Source organism: Pantoea sp. SGAir0180, assembly GCF_043546245.1.
The window spans coordinates 3615874-3637041 of the sequence record NZ_CP028071.1 but is presented as its reverse complement, the minus strand read 5'-3'; the positions used below and the strand labels follow the sequence as shown (position 1 = coordinate 3637041).

General features: G+C 54.2%; 18 protein-coding genes and 4 tRNA genes. 18 read left to right on the top strand and 4 right to left on the bottom strand.

Features of this window, described 5'->3' with window-relative positions; all coding sequences use genetic code 11:
• Window positions 1-13: 13 nt before the first annotated feature.
• The 11 genes from rfbA to C1N58_RS17030 all read left to right on the top strand — a co-directional run bounded on the left by rfbA (window position 14) and on the right by C1N58_RS17030 (window position 7740).
• Window positions 14-895, top strand: coding sequence for a glucose-1-phosphate thymidylyltransferase RfbA (rfbA, locus tag C1N58_RS17080; RefSeq protein ID WP_039339219.1), 882 nt, complete (start codon window positions 14-16; stop codon window positions 893-895).
• Window positions 873-1580 carry a dTDP-4-amino-4,6-dideoxy-D-galactose acyltransferase gene (rffC, locus tag C1N58_RS17075; RefSeq protein ID WP_039339221.1) on the top strand — a complete coding sequence of 236 codons (708 nt, stop codon included), beginning with the start codon at window positions 873-875 and terminating at the stop codon, window positions 1578-1580. The genes rfbA and rffC overlap by 23 nt, the downstream gene beginning before the upstream one ends.
• A complete protein-coding gene (gene rffA / locus C1N58_RS17070; protein WP_205958934.1) occupies window positions 1567-2697 on the top strand; it encodes a dTDP-4-amino-4,6-dideoxygalactose transaminase in 1131 nt (376 codons plus the stop codon). The genes rffC and rffA overlap by 14 nt, the downstream gene beginning before the upstream one ends.
• Window positions 2697-3947, top strand: coding sequence for a lipid III flippase WzxE (gene wzxE / locus C1N58_RS17065; protein ID WP_394564360.1), 1251 nt, complete (start codon window positions 2697-2699; stop codon window positions 3945-3947). The genes rffA and wzxE overlap by 1 nt, the downstream gene beginning before the upstream one ends.
• Entirely contained in the window at window positions 3944-5011 is a 1068-nt protein-coding gene (locus C1N58_RS17060; RefSeq protein WP_375096815.1) for a TDP-N-acetylfucosamine:lipid II N-acetylfucosaminyltransferase, read from the top strand. The genes wzxE and C1N58_RS17060 overlap by 4 nt, the downstream gene beginning before the upstream one ends.
• On the top strand, window positions 5008-6351 hold the full coding sequence (gene wzyE, locus C1N58_RS17055; RefSeq protein WP_164482730.1) for an ECA oligosaccharide polymerase: 1344 nt from the start codon (window positions 5008-5010) through the stop codon (window positions 6349-6351). The genes C1N58_RS17060 and wzyE overlap by 4 nt, the downstream gene beginning before the upstream one ends.
• A gap of 42 nt (window positions 6352-6393) precedes the next feature.
• The gene (wecG, locus tag C1N58_RS17050) at window positions 6394-7134 is read left to right on the top strand and encodes a lipopolysaccharide N-acetylmannosaminouronosyltransferase (RefSeq protein ID WP_006121441.1); all 741 of its coding nucleotides are present in this window, start codon (window positions 6394-6396) and stop codon (window positions 7132-7134) included.
• 157 nt (window positions 7135-7291) lie between these two features.
• A tRNA-Arg gene (locus C1N58_RS17045) sits at window positions 7292-7368 on the top strand.
• Between the two features lie 95 nt (window positions 7369-7463).
• A tRNA-His gene (locus C1N58_RS17040) sits at window positions 7464-7539 on the top strand.
• Between the two features lie 16 nt (window positions 7540-7555).
• Window positions 7556-7642, top strand: a tRNA-Leu gene (locus tag C1N58_RS17035).
• A 21-nt stretch (window positions 7643-7663) separates the two neighbouring features.
• A tRNA-Pro gene (locus tag C1N58_RS17030) sits at window positions 7664-7740 on the top strand.
• A gap of 802 nt (window positions 7741-8542) precedes the next feature.
• Here C1N58_RS17030 and hemY read toward each other — a convergent pair.
• From hemY to hemC, 4 genes are read right to left on the bottom strand one after another with little or no spacing between them, the layout of a single operon-like run.
• Window positions 8543-9739 (bottom strand): protoheme IX biogenesis protein HemY, encoded by a 1197-nt coding sequence (gene hemY / locus C1N58_RS17025; RefSeq protein WP_033737352.1) that lies wholly within the window; start codon window positions 9737-9739, stop codon window positions 8543-8545.
• A 2-nt stretch (window positions 9740-9741) separates the two neighbouring features.
• Window positions 9742-10875, bottom strand: coding sequence for a uroporphyrinogen-III C-methyltransferase (gene hemX, locus C1N58_RS17020; protein WP_058701511.1), 1134 nt, complete (start codon window positions 10873-10875; stop codon window positions 9742-9744).
• Between the two features lie 24 nt (window positions 10876-10899).
• Complete coding sequence (hemD, locus tag C1N58_RS17015) at window positions 10900-11628, bottom strand: uroporphyrinogen-III synthase (protein WP_006121445.1); 729 nt, start codon at window positions 11626-11628, stop codon at window positions 10900-10902.
• Entirely contained in the window at window positions 11625-12566 is a 942-nt protein-coding gene (gene hemC / locus C1N58_RS17010) for a hydroxymethylbilane synthase (RefSeq protein ID WP_054634795.1), read from the bottom strand. The genes hemD and hemC overlap by 4 nt, the downstream gene beginning before the upstream one ends.
• A gap of 311 nt (window positions 12567-12877) precedes the next feature.
• Between hemC and C1N58_RS17005 the strand changes: the two genes are divergently transcribed.
• The 7 genes from C1N58_RS17005 (at window position 12878) to uvrD (ending at window position 21168) form a co-directional block, all read left to right on the top strand.
• A complete protein-coding gene (locus C1N58_RS17005) occupies window positions 12878-15436 on the top strand; it encodes a class I adenylate cyclase (protein WP_033737355.1) in 2559 nt (852 codons plus the stop codon).
• A 135-nt stretch (window positions 15437-15571) separates the two neighbouring features.
• A complete protein-coding gene (locus C1N58_RS17000; RefSeq protein ID WP_033737356.1) occupies window positions 15572-15781 on the top strand; it encodes an LPS translocon maturation chaperone LptM in 210 nt (69 codons plus the stop codon).
• A 29-nt stretch (window positions 15782-15810) separates the two neighbouring features.
• Window positions 15811-16635, top strand: coding sequence for a diaminopimelate epimerase (gene dapF / locus C1N58_RS16995; protein WP_033737412.1), 825 nt, complete (start codon window positions 15811-15813; stop codon window positions 16633-16635).
• Window positions 16632-17336: a DUF484 domain-containing protein gene (locus C1N58_RS16990; RefSeq protein ID WP_006121450.1), complete on the top strand. Its 705-nt coding sequence runs from the start codon at window positions 16632-16634 to the stop codon at window positions 17334-17336. Before dapF ends, C1N58_RS16990 begins: the two co-directional genes overlap by 4 nt.
• The gene (gene xerC / locus C1N58_RS16985) at window positions 17333-18238 is read left to right on the top strand and encodes a tyrosine recombinase XerC (RefSeq protein ID WP_394564359.1); all 906 of its coding nucleotides are present in this window, start codon (window positions 17333-17335) and stop codon (window positions 18236-18238) included. Before C1N58_RS16990 ends, xerC begins: the two co-directional genes overlap by 4 nt.
• Window positions 18235-18951, top strand: coding sequence for a 5-amino-6-(5-phospho-D-ribitylamino)uracil phosphatase YigB (yigB, locus tag C1N58_RS16980; RefSeq protein ID WP_033737361.1), 717 nt, complete (start codon window positions 18235-18237; stop codon window positions 18949-18951). The genes xerC and yigB overlap by 4 nt, the downstream gene beginning before the upstream one ends.
• A 54-nt stretch (window positions 18952-19005) precedes the next feature.
• Window positions 19006-21168 carry a DNA helicase II gene (gene uvrD, locus C1N58_RS16975; protein WP_039339236.1) on the top strand — a complete coding sequence of 721 codons (2163 nt, stop codon included), beginning with the start codon at window positions 19006-19008 and terminating at the stop codon, window positions 21166-21168.

The window sequence follows — 21168 nt, the reverse complement described above, 5'->3', positions numbered from 1 at the left end:
GAAGGGAGCAGAGATGAAGGGCATCATTCTCGCAGGCGGCTCGGGTACGCGGCTACATCCAATTACTCGTGCTGTATCAAAGCAACTTCTGCCGGTTTACGATAAACCGATGATCTACTATCCCTTATCGGTACTCATGTTGGCCGGTATTCGTGACATTCTGTTAATTACTACACCTGAGGATCGTCCACAATTCGAGCGTTTACTTGGGGACGGCAGCGAATTTGGCTTACGTCTGAATTATGCTGTGCAGCCTAATCCAGATGGGCTTGCCCAGGCCTTTATTATTGCCGAGTCATTTATCGCGGGAGAAGCCTGCTGTCTTGTGCTGGGCGATAATCTTTATTTTGGTCAGGGATTTAGTCCCAAGCTAAAGAAAGTGGTGATGAACAACAAAGGCGCAACGATCTTTGGTTATCAGGTGATGGATCCAGAGCGTTTTGGTGTGGTGGAGTTTGATGAAAACTTCAATGCACTGTCGATCGAAGAAAAACCCTCACAGCCGAAGTCGAGATGGGCAGTTACGGGTCTCTATTTTTATGATCACCGGGTGGTGGAATTTGCCAAAAAGGTTGAGCCTTCTTCACGGGGAGAGTTGGAAATCACCGCCATCAATCAAATGTATCTGGAACGTGGCGCATTAGCGGTTGAATTACTGGGAAGGGGCTTTGCCTGGCTTGATACCGGGACACATGACAGCCTGATTGAAGCCAGTATGTTTGTTCAAACGGTGGAAAAAAGGCAAGGTTTCAAAATTGCCTGTCTGGAAGAGATCGCCTGGAGAAATGGTTGGCTGAGTGATGATCAACTGGCCTCAGCAGGTGAAGCATTAGTGAAGACAGGTTACGGTCAATATTTGTTGGATTTATTGCATGTCCGTCCTCGTCAATATTAATCCCCTCGACTGGGAGAGCCAGTTTTTCGGCATCCAGTCTGTCAGACTGGAAACGGGTGGAACATTGCCGCTGGAAAGCGCGCTTCAGCATCCTTGTGCGTTGTTTCAAATTAAAGTGCCCGCTGATCAGACCGCCACTATTGACGCCCTGAATCAACATCAGTTCCAGTTGGTGGAGGGCGAGGCGGAGTTGTCCCTCACGATTAAACGAACCGAGCGGCAAACGGGGGTTCGTATTGCCCGTCAAGGCCAGATCCCCGCACTGCGTGAGGCGGCTTCTCAGGCCTTCCGCCAGAGTCGGTTTCGTTCGCCGTGGTTTGCGCCAGAAGAGAGCGGACGTTTTTACGCGCAGTGGATTGAAAATGCGGTACTTGGCACCTTTGATCATCAGTGTCTGGTGGCCTGCGATGACAGCGGTGCGCTGCAGGGATTCGTGTCTTTGCGTGAGGTAGATGGCGATGCCCGCATTGGCTTACTGGCTGTCGTGCCTGCGGCGCAGGGGCAAAGCATTGGTCAGCGCCTGATGCTGGCGGCAGCTGACTGGGGACGTGTACGCCAGCTCGATCGGCTGCGCGTCGCAACACAAATCAGCAATCTCACGGCGATGCGTCTTTATTTACGCAGTGGTGCACGACTGGAAAGCACGGCGTACTGGTTTTACAGGAGAGGTCATGATTCCCTTTAATGCGCCCCCGGTTGTGGGCAGCGAAATCGACTATATGCAGTCGGCCATGAGCAGCGGCAAGCTCTGCGGCGATGGTGGTTTTACGCGCCGTTGCCAGCAGTGGATGGAACAGCGTTTCGGCAGTGCAAAAGTGTTACTGACGCCTTCCTGTACCGCATCACTGGAAATGGCGGCATTGCTGATCGATATTCAACCCGGCGATGAGGTCATCATGCCGAGTTACACCTTTGTGTCCACTGCGAATGCCTTTGTACTCCGGGGCGCAAAAATCGTGTTTGTGGATGTGCGCCCTGACACGATGAATATGGATGAAACGCTCATCGAAGCCGCCATCACGGATAAAACGCGTGCTATCGTACCGGTACATTATGCCGGCGTTGCCTGTGAGATGGACACGATCATGGCGCTGGCGGCCCAGTACAAGCTGTTTGTCATTGAAGATGCTGCGCAGGGCGTGATGTCACGTTATAAAGGGCGGGCCTTAGGCACTATCGGTCATATCGGCTGCTTTAGTTTTCACGAAACCAAAAACTACACGGCGGGCGGAGAAGGCGGTGCAACGTTGATCAATGATGCCAGCCTGGTTGAGCGTGCGGAAATCATCCGTGAAAAAGGCACCAACCGCAGCCAGTTTTTTCGTGGTCAGGTAGATAAATATACCTGGCGCGATATGGGATCCAGTTATCTGATGGCGGATCTACAGGCGGCTTATCTTTGGGCGCAACTGGAAGCCTCCGAGCGTATTAACCAGCAGCGGTTGCGGTTATGGCAGCGCTACTATAATGCGCTAAAACCGCTGGCAGAAAGCGGCCACATTACCTTGCCCACGGTTCCGGCCGACTGCCAGCACAACGCGCACATGTTCTATATTAAACTGCGCGATCAGGAACATCGTCAGGCGTTGATTAACTGGCTTAAAGAGGCCGAAATCCTGGCCGTTTTCCATTATATTCCGCTGCACACTTCACCTGCTGGCCTGCAGTTTTCCCGTTTTGCGGGCGATGACCGCTTCACCACGGCCGAAAGTGAGCGCTTATTGCGGCTGCCGCTGTTTTTTAACCTGTCAGATAATAACCAGAGCACGGTTATCAGCTCACTGCTGAGCTTCTTTTCCTGATGTCATTAGCCAAAGCCTCTGTATGGACGGCCTCTTCAACACTGGTCAAAATTGCCGTGGGCCTGCTGGTGGTCAAGCTGCTGGCGATCAGTTACGGCCCGGAAGGCGTTGGTCAGGCGGGGAATTTTCGACAGTTGATCACGGTGCTGGGCGTTCTGGCGGGGGCCGGGATTTTCAACGGCGTCACAACCTTTATCGCGCAATATCGCCAGCAACCGCAGCCGTTGCGCGCGCTGGTTGGAACGGCCTCGGCGATGGTGACAGGCTTTTCAACACTGCTGGCGCTGGTTTTTTTGCTTGCTGCAGCCCCTGTCAGTACCGCCTTGTTTGGGCACGATCGCTATCAAAACGTTATCCGTATCGTTGCTTTTTTGCAGTTCGGCATTGCCTGGGCCAATCTCATTCTGGCTTTAATTAAAGGCTACCGGGATGCACAGGGTAATGCGTTGGCGCTGATGACAGGCAGCGTGACTGGCGTAGCCGGTTATATGCTGTGCTGGGGGCTGGGAGGGTACGCGGGCGCATTAACCGGTTTAGCGATGGTGCCGGCATTACTGGTTATTCCTGCCCTGGTGATATTCAGGTATCGTGTGCCGCTGCCCTTAAGCTGGCTGCGTCCGCAGTGGCAGCCTGAGATGGCGCGTCAGCTGGCAAAATATACGCTGATGGCACTGATCACCGCCGTCACGCTTCCGGTTGCCTGGGTCATGATGCGAAACCAACTTGCCGCTCACAACGGCTGGGCTCAGGTCGGTTTATGGCAGGGCGTAACCAGTATTTCCGATGCTTACCTGCAGTTTATTACCGCAACCTTTAGCGTCTGGCTGCTGCCCACGCTGGCCAGGTTAGAAAACAAAACAGAGATTGCACGAGAGATCGGACGGGCATTGCGCTTTGTGTTGCCGGCTGTCGCGGCGGCCAGCCTGATCGTGTGGATAATGCGGGATATCGCTATCCGCCTGCTGTTTTCTGCCGCATTCCATGATATGCGGGATCTGTTCGTCTGGCAGTTGTGTGGGGATGTTTTTAAAGTGGGGGCTTATGTTTTTGGCTATCTGGTCATCGCGAAAGCATCGTTACGTTTTTATGTGCTGACGGAAATCAGTCAGTTTGCGTTACTGACCCTGTTTTCCCGTTGGCTGATTCCGTTACACGGTGCCAGTGGCGCAGCGCAAGCCTATATGTTCACGTACATTACCTATTTCGCGCTCTGCTGTGGCGCCTTTATTCTCTACTGCCGAAGAAAATGACTTTGATTCACGTTTTGGGATCGGATATTCCCCATCACAATCTCACGGTGTTGCGTTTTTTTAATGACGTGATGAGTACCGAACTGCCTGCGCCTGTGGCGCGTCACTTTATGGTGGTCACCAGGCAGCCGGAAAGCCTTATTGGCTTTGATGCATTGCGCATTGAAACGTTTAGCAGCAAGAAAGCGCTCTCTGAAGCACTTTTACGCCGGGCTAAACAGCGCGAGCAGCGTTTCTTTTGCCATGGACAGTTTAATCCCTGGCTGTGGCTGGCGTTACTGAGTGGCAGGCTGCACCGGTCTCAGGTGTACTGGCACGTCTGGGGCGCCGATTTATATGAAGACTCGCGCAGCCTCAAATTCCGCCTGTTTTATTTTCTGCGTCGTATTGCGCAGGGGCGGATTGCGCGTGTCTTCGCGACTGAAGGCGATCTGTATCATTATCAGCAACGCCATCCTTCGGTACCGCGCACCTTACTTTACTTTCCAACCCGTTTACCCACCGCGGCGATAACGCCCCGCCCGGATGACATCCTGACGGTGCTGCTGGGGAATTCAGGCGATGCCAGTAATCGTCATACAGAAGGGCTGGAGGCGATTCGGGCGCAGTTTGGCCAGCATGTGCGTATTGCGGTGCCGCTTGGCTATCCGCCCAATAACGATGAGTATATTGCCCGGATTCAGAATGCCGCTGACAGACTTTTTCCTCAGGGGCAGGTAACGTTACTGCGTGAAAATTTGGCCTTCGATGATTATCTGGCATTGTTGGCGCGCTGCCATTTAGGCTATTTTATGTTCGAGCGGCAGCAGGGCGTAGGCACGTTGTGTTTGTTGATTCAAGCCAATATCCCCTTCGTGCTGACGCGTAAAAATCCTTTCTGGCGTGATGTCACCGCGCAACAGCTTCCGGTCCTGTTCAGCGATGATGCGCTGACGCCTGCTATCGTTGCAGAAGCGCGCCGACAGCTCATGGGATGCGACAAGCAGCACGTTGCGTTTCTGGCGCCGGGCTATCTCGTGGGTTGGCAGGCGGCGTTGCGCCTTTGCGAAGGAGAGCCTTCATGAGTCTACTGGCGTTTAGTGGTCTGCTGTTAGTCTATGTGCTGTCACTCATGATCATCGTCACGCTGAATGTACGCGAGATGAAACAGGAACGATTTAACTTTCACCTGTTTTTTACCTTGCTGTTTCTGCTGACCTTTTATTTTGGGTTTCCACTTACCAGCATTCTGGTGTTTCGTTTTGACACTCAGGTGGTGCCGGCCGATTTTTTACTGCAGGCGATGCTGTCTGCCACAGCGTTTTATGTCATTTACTTTGTCAGTTACAAGGTCCGTCTCAGGCCGATGGCGACATCACCTGCCCGGCCCTGGCTACAGATGAACCGTGTGGAGACGCATTTGACCTGTGGCCTGCTGGCGCTGGTCGCCATCGCGACCGTGACGGTTTTTTTCATCCATAACGGCTTTTTATTATTTCGCCTCACAGCCTATAACCAGATCTTTTCCAGTGAGGTTTCCGGTGTCGCTCTGAAGCGCTTTTTCTATTTCTTTATTCCGGCGATGTTGATCCCGTATTTTTTACATCCTACACGCCGTAACTGGCTGCTCTTTCTGATTGTCACCGTCAGTTTTGGCTTGCTGACCTATGCGCTGGTTGGCGGGACGCGTGCCAATATCATCATCGCTTTTGCGCTGTTTCTGTTTATCGGAATTACGCGTGGCTGGATAACCTTATGGATGCTGGCCGTCGCTGGCGTGATGGCCATTGCCGGTATGTTCTGGCTGGCGCTGCGACGCTATAACCTGGACGTAATGGGCGCAGAAGCGTTTTATACCTTTCTTTATCTGACCCGGGACACTTTTTCGCCTTGGGAAAATCTGGCGTTGCTGCTCGAAAATTACCATAAAATCGATTTTCAGGGTTTAGCGCCCATGTGGCGTGATTTCTATGTATTTATCCCGTCATGGCTGTGGCCCGATCGTCCTCTGACCGTCCTGAACAGTGCCAACTATTTCACGTGGGAGGTGCTTAATAACCATTCAGGTCTGGCGATCTCTCCTACCTTGATCGGTTCACTGCTGGTGATGGGCGGTATTGGGGCGATAGTGCCAGGTGCTGTGGCTGTAGGCTTAATAATTAAAGGCTTTGATAGCTTGTATAAGCGCGGACGCAGTGAGTCGAATCACTATACGGGGGCCATTCTGCAAAGTTTTTGTTTTGGTGCGGTATTCAACATGATTGTACTGGCGCGTGAAGGGCTGGATGCATTTGGCTCCCGCGTGGTGTTTTTTTGCCTTATTTTTGCGGCCTGCCTGGCGGTGGCGAAACTGCTTTACGGATTACTGAATCATGTCGGTCTGATTCGCAGCCGTAGAGAACGTCCGCTGCATAGCCCATCCTGACGCTGATGCACCTCTGGTATGAAAGGGAAAAACAATAAAGATATGAGTACGCACACCGGTACACCACGCTACGAGATTCGCGGTATCACCCTGTACGGTTTCGACAGCATGACAGCGTTTGTCGATTTTTTGATGCCCCCATCCGGTATCCGTACAGGTACGTTGGTGGCCATTAATGCGGAAAAGGTTTTGAGTGCTGAACGGGATGCGGCGTTGAGCGCCCAAATCCAGCAGGCCGAATTCAATTATCCTGATGGCATCAGTATTGTACGGTCGATTCGAAAGAAATATCCCCAGGCCTCCGTGCAGCGCATCGCGGGTGCCGATCTGTGGGAAGCCTTAATGCAACGCGCTGGCCGCGAGGGGACACCGGTGTTTTTGATTGGTGGCCGTGAGGCGGTATTGGATGAAACGTGCGCGAAGCTGCGTCGTCAGTGGAACGTCAACATCGTCGGTGCCCAGAACGGTTATTTTGTCCCGTCTGAACGTGAGGCGCTGTGTGCCCGTATTGCAGCGAGCGGCGCAAAGCTGGTGACGGTAGCGATGGGCTCACCACGCCAGGAGCTTTTCATGGCGGATTGCCAGAGGCAGTGGCCAGAGGCGCTGTATATGGGCGTAGGCGGCACCTATGATGTCTTTACGGGACACGTAAAGCGTGCGCCTGTCTTCTGGCAAAAACTGGGGCTGGAGTGGCTCTATCGCTTGCTCGTGCAGCCCAGTCGCTTGCGCAGGCAGTTAAAGCTGGTGAAATACCTGCGTTATCACTGGCGTGGCGATCTGTGATATCGCTGATTAATGCCAGAATTTCGCGTCCGCACAGGCGTAAATGCGTTATTTGTCGACGAAATGCACAAAGCGTAATCAAACGCGCTATTTTCTTTAAAAAGCACTAGACAGGATGGGCGCTTATCTCTAGTATGCACATCCGCAACGGCGCTACGCGCCCGTAGCTCAGCTGGATAGAGCGCTGCCCTCCGGAGGCAGAGGTCTCAGGTTCGAATCCTGTCGGGCGCGCCATTTAGTTTGTGCGTATGAGCTTCGGTGGTATCAGTACCGCGTTAGGTAGAAAGATTTAAATGCTGTAGGTTTGACTTACAACATTCAGTACAGTGGTGGCTATAGCTCAGTTGGTAGAGCCCTGGATTGTGATTCCAGTTGTCGTGGGTTCGAGTCCCATTAGCCACCCCAGATTTTGCTGGGATACGCGAAGGTGGCGGAATTGGTAGACGCGCTAGCTTCAGGTGTTAGTGTCTTAACGGACGTGAGGGTTCAAGTCCCTCTCTTCGCACCAGGCAAAACAAATTAAAAAAATCGGCGAGTAGCGCAGCTTGGTAGCGCAACTGGTTTGGGACCAGTGGGTCGGAGGTTCGAATCCTCTCTCGCCGACCATTTTTAGAAACCTGTCTGAGAAGACAGGTTTTTTTTCGGCCGTACAAAAGAGGGTGAAGACCACCGAAGGCGGTTTGTGCCGGGCGAAGCGAGGCAACGTTGCGAATGCAAAAACCTGCACAGGAAGCATAGTCTTCTCTCACCAGAACGGTCTGCACAAACAGGTTTACCGTCTTGCCGAAAGGGCGATGTGCATCTGTGAGAGCGGTTTCTGGTCAGATGTGGTGAGAAAGAAATTTGGTTTGCGTTTCCGCCGTAAGCGGCGCTATTGCTCGTCTGTCCAGCCTGATTTGCTTACGGTAGTTCCGCGGAAACCGGCATTAAGCGGTTGTCGCAGAATTGAGACGCTTAACGCATTGTTTTAAATGAAGTTGACGCGCCTTTACTTTACGTGTCGCTTATTTGCGACGTAAAGCGAGTGCTGTGTCGCATTATCCCGACAATTCCCAGGCAGCGCGCAAAGAGTGATAAAATTATTTATTGCTAATTCCTTGTTTTAATTTAATAAAAAAATAAAAAGCGCAACTGGCATGGATTATGCAATAATTAACGCGTAGATGCTCATTCCACCTCTTATGTCTGCTTCGGCTACATAAACCTGGGAATGACGCAGAGCCAATTTTGGGTACCTGTTGTCTGCCTGCCTGTATCGCGAAAGCCTTACAGGATTAACAGACACCACGTTGAGTCGGGTACCTCTCGGTTGTCAAACCGACCTGATTTTACACCTGCTTTCGGCAGGTGTTTTTTTTTGTCTCAACCTGTGGGCGTAAAAAAACCGGGCGAACCCGGTTTTAACAGATCAGGCATCGGGATTGTTCTTCAGCGTCAGTAACAGACCTTCACGACGCATTTTTGCGGCGTCTTCCGGACGGCGCAGACGATCATACACATCCGCCAGCCAGGCGTAGTCAAAAGCGTCGGGGCGCTGTGCCAGCGCCTGTTGCAGGGCTTCCGCTGCCTGCTGCCATTCACCATGGCGCATCAGTAACTGACCCAGTGTGCTGTGCAGTAAAGGCGTGGCACCATGCTGCTTAATTTGCTGACGTAACGCTTTTTCCAGCGCTTCCGGGTTACCGCTTTTAAGGCGCGGCATCAACAGGACAAGACGATCGTCGTAATGACGTTTCAGCCCATCCAGCAGAATCTCCTGAGCGGTATCGTGATCGTCACACTCAATCAAATGGTCAATCATCGCCACCTGCAACGAGGTCTCATGGCGTGTTTTACGGCTCAGATTTCCCCACCAGCGTTTTAATCCCTCACTGCCCTGATCGGCCATCGCCTGATTCATCAGACCCAGCCAGGCCTGTTGTTGCAGTGCAGCGCGGTGCTCTTCACTGCCAATCTGCGTTTTTTCCATGGACGGGAGGATATCGAGCAGGGCGCTCCAGGCACTGGTACGAATATAGGCCTGCTCGGCCAGGCGCAGGACTTCCGGATGACGCGGAGCCACTTCGAGTAAACGATCAATACTGTGGCGGGCAGCGTGATCTTCATGTCGCGCCAGCTGGATGCGGGTTCGGGTAATCTCGACCGGGATAACATCATTACCAGCCAGTTCAGCTGCCCGTTCAAGATGCTGATTAGCCCGCATTTCGTCGCCTCGTTGCTGAGCCGCTTCTGCCGCGAGCAAATAGTTTGCGACAGGAACATCAGCATGATCGGCGTCTTTGGACAGCAGCTTTTCTACCTGCCTGAAATCACCTTCTGCCAGTTTAAGCAGGGCGTTTTGTGTCTGGCGCTGTGCACGACGGCGCTTGCGTCCGGTAAACCAGCCACGGGTACGGGCACCCGTCCGAAACAGGCGACGCAGCAGCCACTCCACCGCCAGAATCACTAACAAACTGATAATCAGGATAATGGCAAGGCCGGTCACACTGGTTTCCACATTCCAGTTGTCGGTCTGGATCAGCACATAGCCCTGATGGCCGGCAATCATCGGCCCCAGCACAATCCCTGCAATCAACAGGACAAAGAGGATAAATACCTTAAGCATGATCAGCCTCCCTGCTGGTTTGCGGCGGCAGAGGGTTGTGCCATCAGGTTACGCACGCGCGTTTGCATCAGTTGTTCAAGCAACGGCTGGCTTTCCAGACTGTCTGGCAGATCCATATTGATATCTTGCTGGCTAAGTTCATCCAACTGGGCCAGAAACGCTTTTGTCGAGGCATCGTTCGTATCATACCAGGCACGCACCCATGTTGAGACGGTTTCCAGCGACTGCTTGTAGATCTCCTCCTGATGACGCGGCACGGCCTGGGCCGCGATCAGCAGACGAGAACGAATGTTTTCGCGAAGGTAAACGTCCTGATTCGGGGCCAGTAAGGGCTGGGCAGTGTTGTCCCGGCGACGGATGGTAATAAAGTCATCCATAAAATTGTGCCAGCTCTTCACCAGGTTCTGACGCCATTCGCGAATAGAGCCAGAAAGTTCACCGTTGTCGCTGTCCATCGGCGCGTCATCGCTGTCGTTATCGGCCAGACGTAAATTATCCACGTTGTTTGATAGCTGATTAAGCTTCAGGATAATGCCGTCGTAGTCCACCTGGGAGATAGCCGAAAGCGTACTGATATCCTGCGTCAACGCGCGACGCACATTCATGACGCTGGGATCGTTCATATCTGCCAGGCTGGCATCAGCGCTTTTCAGCAACGCTGCGGCCGTGGTGACATCCTGATCGCTCCACAACTTACGACCCGCCAGTTTCACCAGATAATCTGCCTGAGCCACCAGCCAGCTGCGCACGTCGTTTCCTGAAATGGAGGCTAACTTTTCGCGCAACGCCTGCAGCGCTTTCTCAGAAGCCACCTGTTGTGCCTGAGCGGTCTCTAACGCTTTTTCTGTGGTGCTCAGCTGCTGAGAAAGCTGCTGTTTATCGCTGTTTGCCTGCTGCTGTAGCTTGGCAAGCTGTTCGCTCAGACTCTGATTGGTTTGTGCCTGCAATTCGGCCTGGTGTTTATCGTTCAGGTATAAACCTGCGCCAATCGCCAGAGCGATGACGATCGCGACCGCTCCCAGGACCATGCCGCCGTTCTTTTGCTTGCGGGGTGGTTGTTCCTGAAGAGAAGCATCGCGATCAACCGCTGGTGTAGTTTCTTCAACCACGGCGGAGGTGTCTTTTTGTTCCGTCATATCTGGCACATCCCATTGTTAAGTTCAACATAACGCGCGCAGTAGCGCATCGTTATCGGCACCTTCGGCTACGTGAATATCCTGCCAACCAAGATTGGCGGCCACAGAAGCCAAACGTTCGCTGACGACAATCAGTCGGCAGCGGAGCAGCCATTCCTCGCGATCAACCTCGGGGAACAGCGAATACAGCTGATGCAACATTTCGCCGCTGGTGACGACCAGCGTAGAAACATGACGATCGCGCCAGCGGCGGCCTTCGATTGCACCGTCATAATGTTTTTGGCAGCGCTGATAACACTCGGCATAGAAGACCTGCGCGCCCCGTGCCGTCAACGTTTCTGACAGCAGTTCGCGGCCCTGATTGCCACGCAGGATAAGCGCGCGTTTACCTGACACCTGTTGCAACGTGGCCAGCTTGATCAGCGCCTCGCTGGTTTCCTGTGCATGAGGCCAGGTCACCTGTAAGCCACTCACTGTATGAAACGCTAACGCGGTACTGCGACCAATTGCATAATAGTCCAGGTCTGCGGGCCATGCTTTGACAGCATGCTGTGTATAGTGGATAACCTGCTGCGAGAGCAGAAAGACCATATCGCCCCGGCGCAGCGTGGTTAGCGAAGCCGGTAATGAGGGCAGGTCAGCTCCCGGCGCGAATTCGATCAGGGGCAGGCTCCACGCCTGTTTACCCTGGGCGTGCAGTCGGGAGACCAGTTCTGCCGCTGCGGGTTCCGGGCGCGTGACCAGAATCGTCATACGGGGGGTTGTCCCTGATAAACGTCGTGCAGAATTTCACGCGCGCCGTTGTTAAGCAGTTCTTCGGCCAGCGAGATCCCCATCTGCTCGGCCTGAGACCGTGGCCCGCGGCGCTCGCCGCTTACAACGGTACTGCCGTCCGGCGCGCCAACCAGACCCCGGAGCCAGAGCTCATCACCATTCAGCACCGCAAAACTGCCGATAGGTACCTGACAGCCGCCTTCCAGACGGGTATTCATGGCGCGCTCAGCTTTGACACAGACAGCCGTATCATCATGATTCAGTGCCTGTAGTAACCCAATTAAGGTGCTGTCATCCAGGCGGCATTCAATGCCCACCGCACCCTGGCCGACGGCTGGCAGTGAAATTTCAGCCGGCAGGAGCTGGCGTATTCGCGCTTCCAGCCCCAGGCGGTTAAGGCCGGCGGCGGCAAGGATAATGGCGTCATAGTCGCCAGCATCAAGCTTACTTAACCGCGTGCCGACATTGCCGCGCAGCGAGCGAATGACCAGGTCGGGACGGCGTGCACTGATCTGACACTGACGGCGCAGGCTGGACGTACCAATCACCGCGCCATGAGGAAGATCGTCAATCGACGCGTAATGATTTGAGACAAAGGCGTCGCGTGGGTCATCACGCTGGCAAATGGTGACCAGGCCCAGGCCTGCCGGGAACGCTACGGGCACATCTTTCATCGAATGCACGGCCAAATCGGCACGGTTCTCCAGCATCGCCTGCTCAAGTTCTTTGACAAACAGCCCCTTACCGCCCACCTTAGCCAGCGGCGTATCCAGGATGATGTCGCCTTTGGTCACCATGGGCACCAGTTCAACCTGCAAACCCGGATGGGCGCTCATCAAACGCTGCTGTACATATTGTGCTTGCCACATGGCAAGAGGGCTTTGTCGTGTAGCAATTCTGAAAATTTTGTTTAACATGCCGTTAACCATTTAGATCGTTCATCGAATATCCTATCATCGTTGAGGGAAGGCTGTCAGTTTCAACGGATTGAAAAGAACCGCCCGCAGATTAAACCTGAGATATCAGGCAGTAATCGCAGGCCGCTCGTTGGGTGTGCGAAAAGTAGACGAAACCGTGCTAAAATAGCGGTAGCGTAACTTTCTTTACGGTCAATCCGGCGAGTGATAGATTGATCACGTTTCCAGCAATAATCTGCACGACATCTTTATAATAAGTGGCAGAGAGCGGAAGCAGGGTGCTTAACTCCAGGACAACCAGGCGAAACGTCTTGTACCTCTATATTGAGACACTGAAACAGAGACTGGATGCAATTAACCAGCTGCGCGTAGATCGCGCGCTGGCTGCAATGGGACCCGCTTTTCAGCGAGTCTACAGTCTGCTGCCGATCTTATTACATTATCAACATCCGCTGATGCCGGGTTACCTCAAAGGTAACGTTCCACATGGCATCAACGTCTTCACGCCTGATGAAAACCAACTGCAGCTACTGGCCGAGTTAACAGGCGAGCAAGAACTTACCCTGGTTGACGCGCCAAAAGGCGAACTGCCCATTACCGGTATTTACTCGATGGGCAGTACCTCCTCTGTTGGACAAAACAGCGTGTCCGATCTGGATATCTGGGTGTGCCATCAATCCTGGCTGGATAATGAAGAGCGCCTCAATCTGCAGCGCAAATGTGCGCTGTTGCAAAAATGGTGCGCCTCCATGGGCATCGAAGTCAGCTTCTTCCTGATCGATGAAAACCGCTTCCGCCATAACGAAAGCGGGAATCTTGGCGGTGAGGACTGCGGTTCCACTCAGCATATACTGCTGCTGGACGAGTTCTACCGCACAGCCGTGCGCATGGCAGGTAAACGTATCCTGTGGAATATGGTGCCGGGCGAAGAAGAGCATCACTATGATGACTATGTGATGTCACTCTACGCGAAAGGCGTGCTCACGCCCAACGAGTGGCTTGATTTAGGCGGCCTCAGTACCCTGTCAGCGGAAGAGTATTTTGGTGCCAGCCTGTGGCAGTTGTACAAAAGTATCGACTCACCTTACAAAGCAGTCCTGAAAACGCTGCTGCTTGAAGCCTACAGCTGGGAATACCCGGACACTAAACTGCTGGCGATGGACATCAAACAGCGACTGCACGATGGCGAGATCGTCTGTTTCGGTCTGGATCCTTACTGCATGATGCTGGAGCGCGTTACGCATTATCTCACCAGTATCGACGATCAGCCGCGGCTCGATTTAGTACGCCGCTGCTTCTATCTGAAAGTATGCGAAAAACTCAGTACGGATGACCATCAGCAACGTAGCGGCTGGCGTCGTGAAATTCTGTCGCAGCTGGTGAAATCCTGGGGTTGGGACGACGAAAAGCTCGCTATTCTGGACAACCGTGCCGAATGGAAAATCGAACGCGTCCGCGAAGCGCATAATGAGTTGCTCGATGCCATGATGCAAAGCTATCGCAATCTTATCCGCTTTGCCCGCCGCAACAATTTAAGCGTCAGTGCCAGCCCGCAGGATATCGGCGTGCTGACCCGTAAATTGTACGCTGCCTTTGAGGCTTTGCCGGGCAAGGTGACGCTGGTTAATCCGCAGATTTCCCCCGACCTGTCCGAATCCAACCTGACCTTTATTCATGTGCCGGCGGGCCGCGCCAATCGTCCAGGCTGGTATCTGTATAATCAGGCGCCGGATATGAGCTCGATCATCAGTCACCAGCCGCTGGAATATAATCGCTATCTCAATAAGCTGGTGGCCTGGGCATGGTTCAATGGTCTGCTGACCAGCAAAACCCGTCTGCATATCAAAGGCAACGAGTTGTGTGATCTGGCGCGCCTGCAGGAGCTGGTTGATGATGTCTCCAGCCATTTCCCGCTGCGCCTGCCTGCACCCACGCCCAAAGCGCTCTACAGCCCCTGCGAAATTCGTCACCTGGCGATCATCGTTAACCTTGAGCACGATCCGACCTCGGCGTTCCGTAACCAGGTGGTGCATTTTGATTTCCGTAAGCTCGATGTCTTCAGCTTTGGCCAGCAGCAGCAATGTTTAATTGGCAGCATTGACCTGCTGTACCGTAACTCATGGAATGAAGTGCGTACGCTGCACTTTAGTGGCGAGCAGGCGATGATAGAAGGGCTGAAGACCATCTTGGGTAAAATGCATCAGGATGCCTCACCGCCAGATACGGTGGAGGTTTTCTGCTATAGCCAGCATTTGCGCGGCTTGATTCGTACCCGTGTGCAGCAACTGGTGTCTGAATGTATTGAACTGCGCCTTTCCAGTACGCGTCAGGAGCCGGGCCGGTTCAAGGCATTACGCATGGCCGGCCAGACCTGGGGACTGTTCTTTGAACGCATGGGGGTTTCGGTGCAGAAACTGGAAAACGCCGTTGAGTTCTATGGCGCCATATCCAATAACAAGCTGCACGGTTTGTCGATCAAGGTTGAGTCCAATCAGACGCCTTTGCCGCCGGTGGTCAATGGCTACGCCAGCGAAGGGATCATTCAGTTCTTCTTTGAAGACACCACTGACGATCGCGGTTTCAATATCTATATCCTGGATGAAAGTAACCGCGTTGAGGTCTACCACCACTGTGAAGGCAGCAAAGAAGAGCTGGTGCGGGATGTCAGCCGTTTCTACTCGTCGTCACACGATCGTTTTACCTACGGCTCAAGCTTTATCAATTTCAACCTGCCGCAGTTTTACCAAATCGTGAATGTGGGTGATCGTTATCAGGTGATTCCCTTCAGGAATCAGACATTAACGGCGCTGTGCGCCTCACAGCCCGATAACGACAACAACGACTATCAACCACGCTATCAGATGCACTGAGTTCTGCCGGAGGCTTGTGGCGCTCTGCCAGGGCCTGCCACAAGGCTTGCGTGAATTGCTGGGATTTCCTGTTGCTTTTCCAACTTCAACTGCGATGATAAGCATCCAGGACACAGGACATGAAGAGCATAAAGAATGAAGAAAGCGATAAGCCTGTTAGCAATGACACTGGCATTAACAAGCCTTGCAGGCTGTGGATTGAAAGGACCGCTCTACTTCCCACCGCAGGAAACGCCAAAACAAGCCGCGCCCACGTCAGCGCCCACGCAAAAGCAGAAAGCCGAGGCCTCTAAAGCGGATGTGGGCGGTCTGGTGACCGGTGATTCAAGCTCACAAATGAAATAATTCTTATGGCGTATCCGGCGGAGCAAAAAATGCAGTTCTCCAAAATGCACGGTCTCGGCAACGATTTCATGGTTGTGGATGCTGTGACGCAAAACGTCTTTTTCTCGCCGGAACTGATCCGCCGGCTGGCCGATCGCCATTTAGGGGTGGGTTTTGATCAGCTACTGATCGTCGAACCGCCTTATGATCCCGATCTCGACTTCCACTACCGTATTTTCAATGCGGACGGAAGCGAGGTGGCGCAATGCGGTAACGGGGCGCGCTGTTTTGCCCGCTTTGTCCAGCTGAAAGGCCTGACCAATAAAAGCGACATTCGCGTCAGCACCCAGGCGGGCAGAATGGTGCTCAGCGTTACGCCCGACGAGCTGGTCCGCGTGAATATGGGGGAGCCCAATTTTGAGCCCCAGCAGGTGCCTTTCCGCGCTAACAAGGCTGAAAACCTGTACCTGCTTCGCGTGGCGGAGCAGACGGTCATGTTTGGTGCCGTCTCCATGGGAAATCCCCATTGCGTGATTCAGGTCGAAAGCACCAAAACCGCACAGGTCGAGCTGCTGGGACCGATACTGGAAAGCCACGAGCGTTTTCCTGAGCGCGTCAACGTTGGCTTTATGGAAATCATCAACCCTGAACATATCCGGTTGCGTGTTTACGAACGTGGTGCGGGCGAAACGCAGGCGTGCGGCAGCGGTGCCTGTGCAGCGGTGGCCTGTGGCATTCAGCAGGGGATTCTGAGCCAGAAAGTGCGCGTTGATTTGCCAGGCGGTACGTTACACATCGCCTGGAAAGGTGCCGGACAGCCGCTGTTTATGACCGGCCCGGCCACACATGTCTACGATGGGTTTATTCACTTATGAAAAATGTCGAAGAGCAGGTGGAAAACACACCTCTGCTGGACGATGAGGCCGTCAGTGATTATCTGCGACAGCATCCTGATTTCTTTATGCGTAATGCGCGCCAGGTCGAACAGATGGCCGTACCGCATCCGGTTCGCGGCAGCGTTTCGCTGGTGGAATGGCACATGGCGCGCCAGCGCAACCATATTCAACGGCTGGAAGAAGAAATCACCTTGCTGATGGAGCAGGCCACGGCGAACCAGCAACTTTTTGCCCGCCTGCTTGCACTGCAAAGCCATCTTGCCGCCGCGAGTTCACTGCAGGATATGCTGAACCGCTTGCATCGCTGGGCGCGTGAGCTGGGCCTGGCCGGGGCCAATATCCGCCTGTTTAACGATAAGTGGCGGCTGGGCGCGCCCTCTGATTTTGTGCAGCTTGGCCTGGCGCGCCAGGCCTTTGAACCGCTGCGCATTCAGCGCTTCGGTAATGAACAGCACTATCTCGGCAGTATTAATGGCCCCGAACTGCTGCTACTGCTGCCCCAGGCGAAAGCCATCGGCTCGGTGGCCATGTCACTGATGGGCGAACAGGGTGAACTCGGCATCATCATGTTCAGCAGTCGCGACAGCCTGCATTATCAATCGGGCATGGGAACCTTACTGCTACAGCATCTTTCGCAGATGATGCCGGAATTACTGGAACGTTGGGTGGAGCGCGCATGAGCAGCGTGCTGCAGGAGGCCGTTGACGGATTTCTGCGCTACCTGAAGGTTGAGCGCCAGCTCAGCCCGTTAACGCTGAGCAGCTATGCGCGCCAGCTAGAGGCGTTGGTGAGCATCGCCGATGAAATGAAGGTCGGCGCATGGTCGCAACTCGATCCCGCCATGGTACGCAGTATGGCTGCCCGCAGCCGTCGGGCAGGCCTGGCCGCCAGCAGTCTGGCGCTACGGCTTTCGGCGCTACGCAGTTTTCTTGACTGGCAGGTGAGCCAGGACATGCTGCCCGCCAACCCGGCGAAAGGCATTGCCACACCGCGTAATGGCCGCCATCTGCCCAAAAATATCGACGTCGATGAAGTTAATCAACTGCTGGAAATCGATCTTAACGATCCGCTGGCAATACGCGATCGTACCATGCTGGAAGTGATGTACGGCGGAGGGCTTCGCCTGTCCGAACTGGTCAATATGGACTGCCGCCATGTTGATCTTGAGGCGGGAGAAGTCTGGGTATCAGGAAAAGGCAATAAAGAGCGGCGCGTACCGATTGGACGCACGGCGGTCAACTGGATACAGCAATGGCTGCCGCACCGTCTCGTCTTTAACGCCGACGACGATGCGCTGTTTCTCTCCAGCCGGGGCAAGCGCATCTCTGCCCGTAATGTTCAAAAACGTTTTGCCGAATGGGGCATTAAACAGGGCGTGAACAGCCATATTCATCCGCACAAGCTGCGTCACTCCTTTGCAACCCATCTGCTGGAATCCAGTGGCGATCTGCGCGCGGTGCAGGAACTCCTTGGTCATGCCAACCTGTCGACGACGCAAATTTATACCCACCTTGATTTCCAGCACCTGGCTTCGGTGTATGATGCTGCGCATCCCCGCGCCAAACGAGGAAAGAGTGAATGAAGTTCTATCGCCCGCTGCGTGCCATCAAAGCGATCACCTTTGATTTAGACGACACGCTGTATGACAACTATCCGGTCATACGTAAAACCACAGAAGCATCGCATGCCGCTCTGCAGGCTTTTCATCCTGCACTGCGTGACGTGACGCCGGATGATGTGGCGACGCTGCGCAATCAACTGCGACTTCGTGAACCTGACATTTATCACGATGTGACAGAATGGCGCCGTCGTACGATAGAGCTGCTTATGACTGACGCGGGCTTAACGGCAGCAGACGCGACAGCGGGCGCCGCCCAGATCATGGAGGTGTTCCATCACTGGCGCAGCCAGGTGGCGATGCCGGCGGAAACCCATGACACGTTGAAAGCGCTGGCGAAAAAAGTCCCGCTGGTAGCGATTACGAATGGTAACGCGCAGCCTGAAAAGCTCGGCCTGTCAGCCTACTTCCAGTTTTCACTGCGTGCTGGCCCAGACGGGCGCGCGAAGCCGTGGCAGGATATGTATCACCTTGCCGCGCAACGCCTGAATATCGCCCCGGGCAGTATTCTTCACGTCGGTGACGATCTCACTACGGATGTGGCAGGCGCGTTACGTTATGGCATGCAAGCCTGCTGGATTAACCTGCGTGAGGGGAATCTGATGCACATTGACGATGCCCGTCTTCTGCCCCACGTTGAAATTTCACAGTTGGCATCACTGACCTCGCTGTTATAATGGCTGTAAATTTATCCAGTTTTATGCTTCGCATTCTCTGACTTATTGGTGCTTATGGACGTTTCTGAACTGCTCGACGGGTTGAATGACAAACAGCGTGCTGCCGTTGCGGCACCGCGCAGCAACCTGCTGGTGCTGGCGGGCGCGGGCAGTGGAAAAACACGCGTTCTGGTGCACCGCATCGCCTGGCTGCTGTCCGTTGAAAACTGTTCACCTTATTCCATTATGGCGGTGACCTTTACCAACAAGGCGGCGGCAGAAATGCGTCACCGTATTGAGCACCTGATCGGCACCAGTCAGGGCGGTATGTGGATTGGCACGTTTCACGGCCTTGCGCACCGTCTGCTGCGTGCGCATCATCTCGACGCGGGGCTGCCGCAGGATTTCCAAATCCTCGACAGTGAAGATCAACTGCGTCTGCTCAAACGCCTGATTAAGGCGATGAATCTGGATGAGAAGCAGTGGCCTGCGCGTCAGGGCATGTGGTACATCAACGGCAAGAAAGATGAAGGTTTACGGCCGAAGCACATTGAAAGCTATGGCAACCCGGTAGAACAGACCTGGCTGCGCATTTATCAGGCCTATCAGGAAGCCTGCGATCGTGCCGGGCTGGTCGATTTTGCCGAGTTGCTGCTGCGGGCCCATGAACTGTGGTTAAACAAGCCCCCTATCCTGAATCACTACCGTGAGCGTTTCAGCAATATTTTGGTGGATGAATTTCAGGATACGAACAACATTCAGTATGCCTGGATTCGTATGCTGGCGGGCGACAGCAGCAAAGTCATTATCGTCGGTGATGACGATCAGTCCATCTATGGCTGGCGCGGGGCGCAGGTTGAAAATATTCAGCGCTTCCTGACGGATTTTCCCGGTGCCGATACCATTCGTCTTGAGCAGAATTACCGCTCCACCAACACGATTCTGAAAGCCGCTAACGCCCTGATTGCCAATAATAATGGCCGACTCGGCAAAGAGCTGTGGACCGATGGCAGCGATGGCGAGCCGGTCTCGGTTTACTGCGCCTTCAACGAGCTGGATGAGTCGCGCTTTGTCGTCAATCGCATTAAAGCCTGGATGGAAAATGGCAATGCGCTGGCCGATTGCGCGATTCTTTACCGCAGTAACGCCCAGTCGCGCGTGCTGGAAGAAGCCCTGCTGCAGGCCAGTATGCCCTACCGGATTTACGGCGGCATGCGCTTCTTCGAGCGCCAGGAAATTAAAGATGCGCTGGCCTATCTGCGTCTGATAGCCAACCGCAACGACGATGCGGCTTTCGAGCGCGTGGTCAATACGCCCACACGTGGCGTGGGCGATCGTACGCTGGATGTGGTGCGTCAGACGGCCCGCGAACAGCAGATCACCTTATGGCAGGCAACGCGTGAACTCCTTCAGTCACGCGCGCTCGCCGGCCGTGCCGCCTCTGCCCTGCAACGTTTCTGTGAGCTGGTGGATTCACTGGCAAGCGAAACCGCCGAAATGCCACTGCACGTGCAGACCGATCGGGTCATCAAGGATTCCGGTCTGTGGCTGATGTACGAGCAGGAAAAGGGTGAAAAGGGCCAGGCGCGTATCGAAAACCTTGAGGAGCTGGTGACAGCCACGCGCCAGTTTAGCTATCAGGATGAAGATGAAGACCTGATGCCGCTTCAGGCCTTCCTGTCGCATGCCGCGCTGGAAGCCGGCGAAGGGCAGGCGGACAAATGGCAGGATGCGGTACAACTGATGACGCTGCACTCTGCGAAAGGGCTGGAGTTCAGTCAGGTATTTATCGTCGGCATGGAAGAAGGCATGTTCCCCAGCCAGATGGCCCTGGACGAAGGCGGACGGCTGGAAGAAGAGCGCCGCCTGGCTTACGTTGGCGTCACACGTGCCATGATGAAACTGACGCTGACGTACGCGGAAACCCGCCGTCTGTACGGAAAAGAAGTTTACCATCGCCCCTCGCGATTCATCGGTGAGCTGCCCGAAGACTGTATTGAAGAAGTCCGGTTACGCGCCAGCGTTACGCGGCCGGTCAGCCATCAGCGCATGGGCACACCGATCAGCAAAAGCGACACGGGGTTCTCTCTGGGACAGCGCGTTCGTCACGCGAAGTTTGGTGAAGGCACCATCGTGAATCTGGAAGGTAGCGGGGAACACAGCCGCCTTCAGGTGGCATTTCAGGGGCAGGGGATCAAGTGGCTGGTGGCTGCCTACGCCAAACTGGAAACCGTCTAG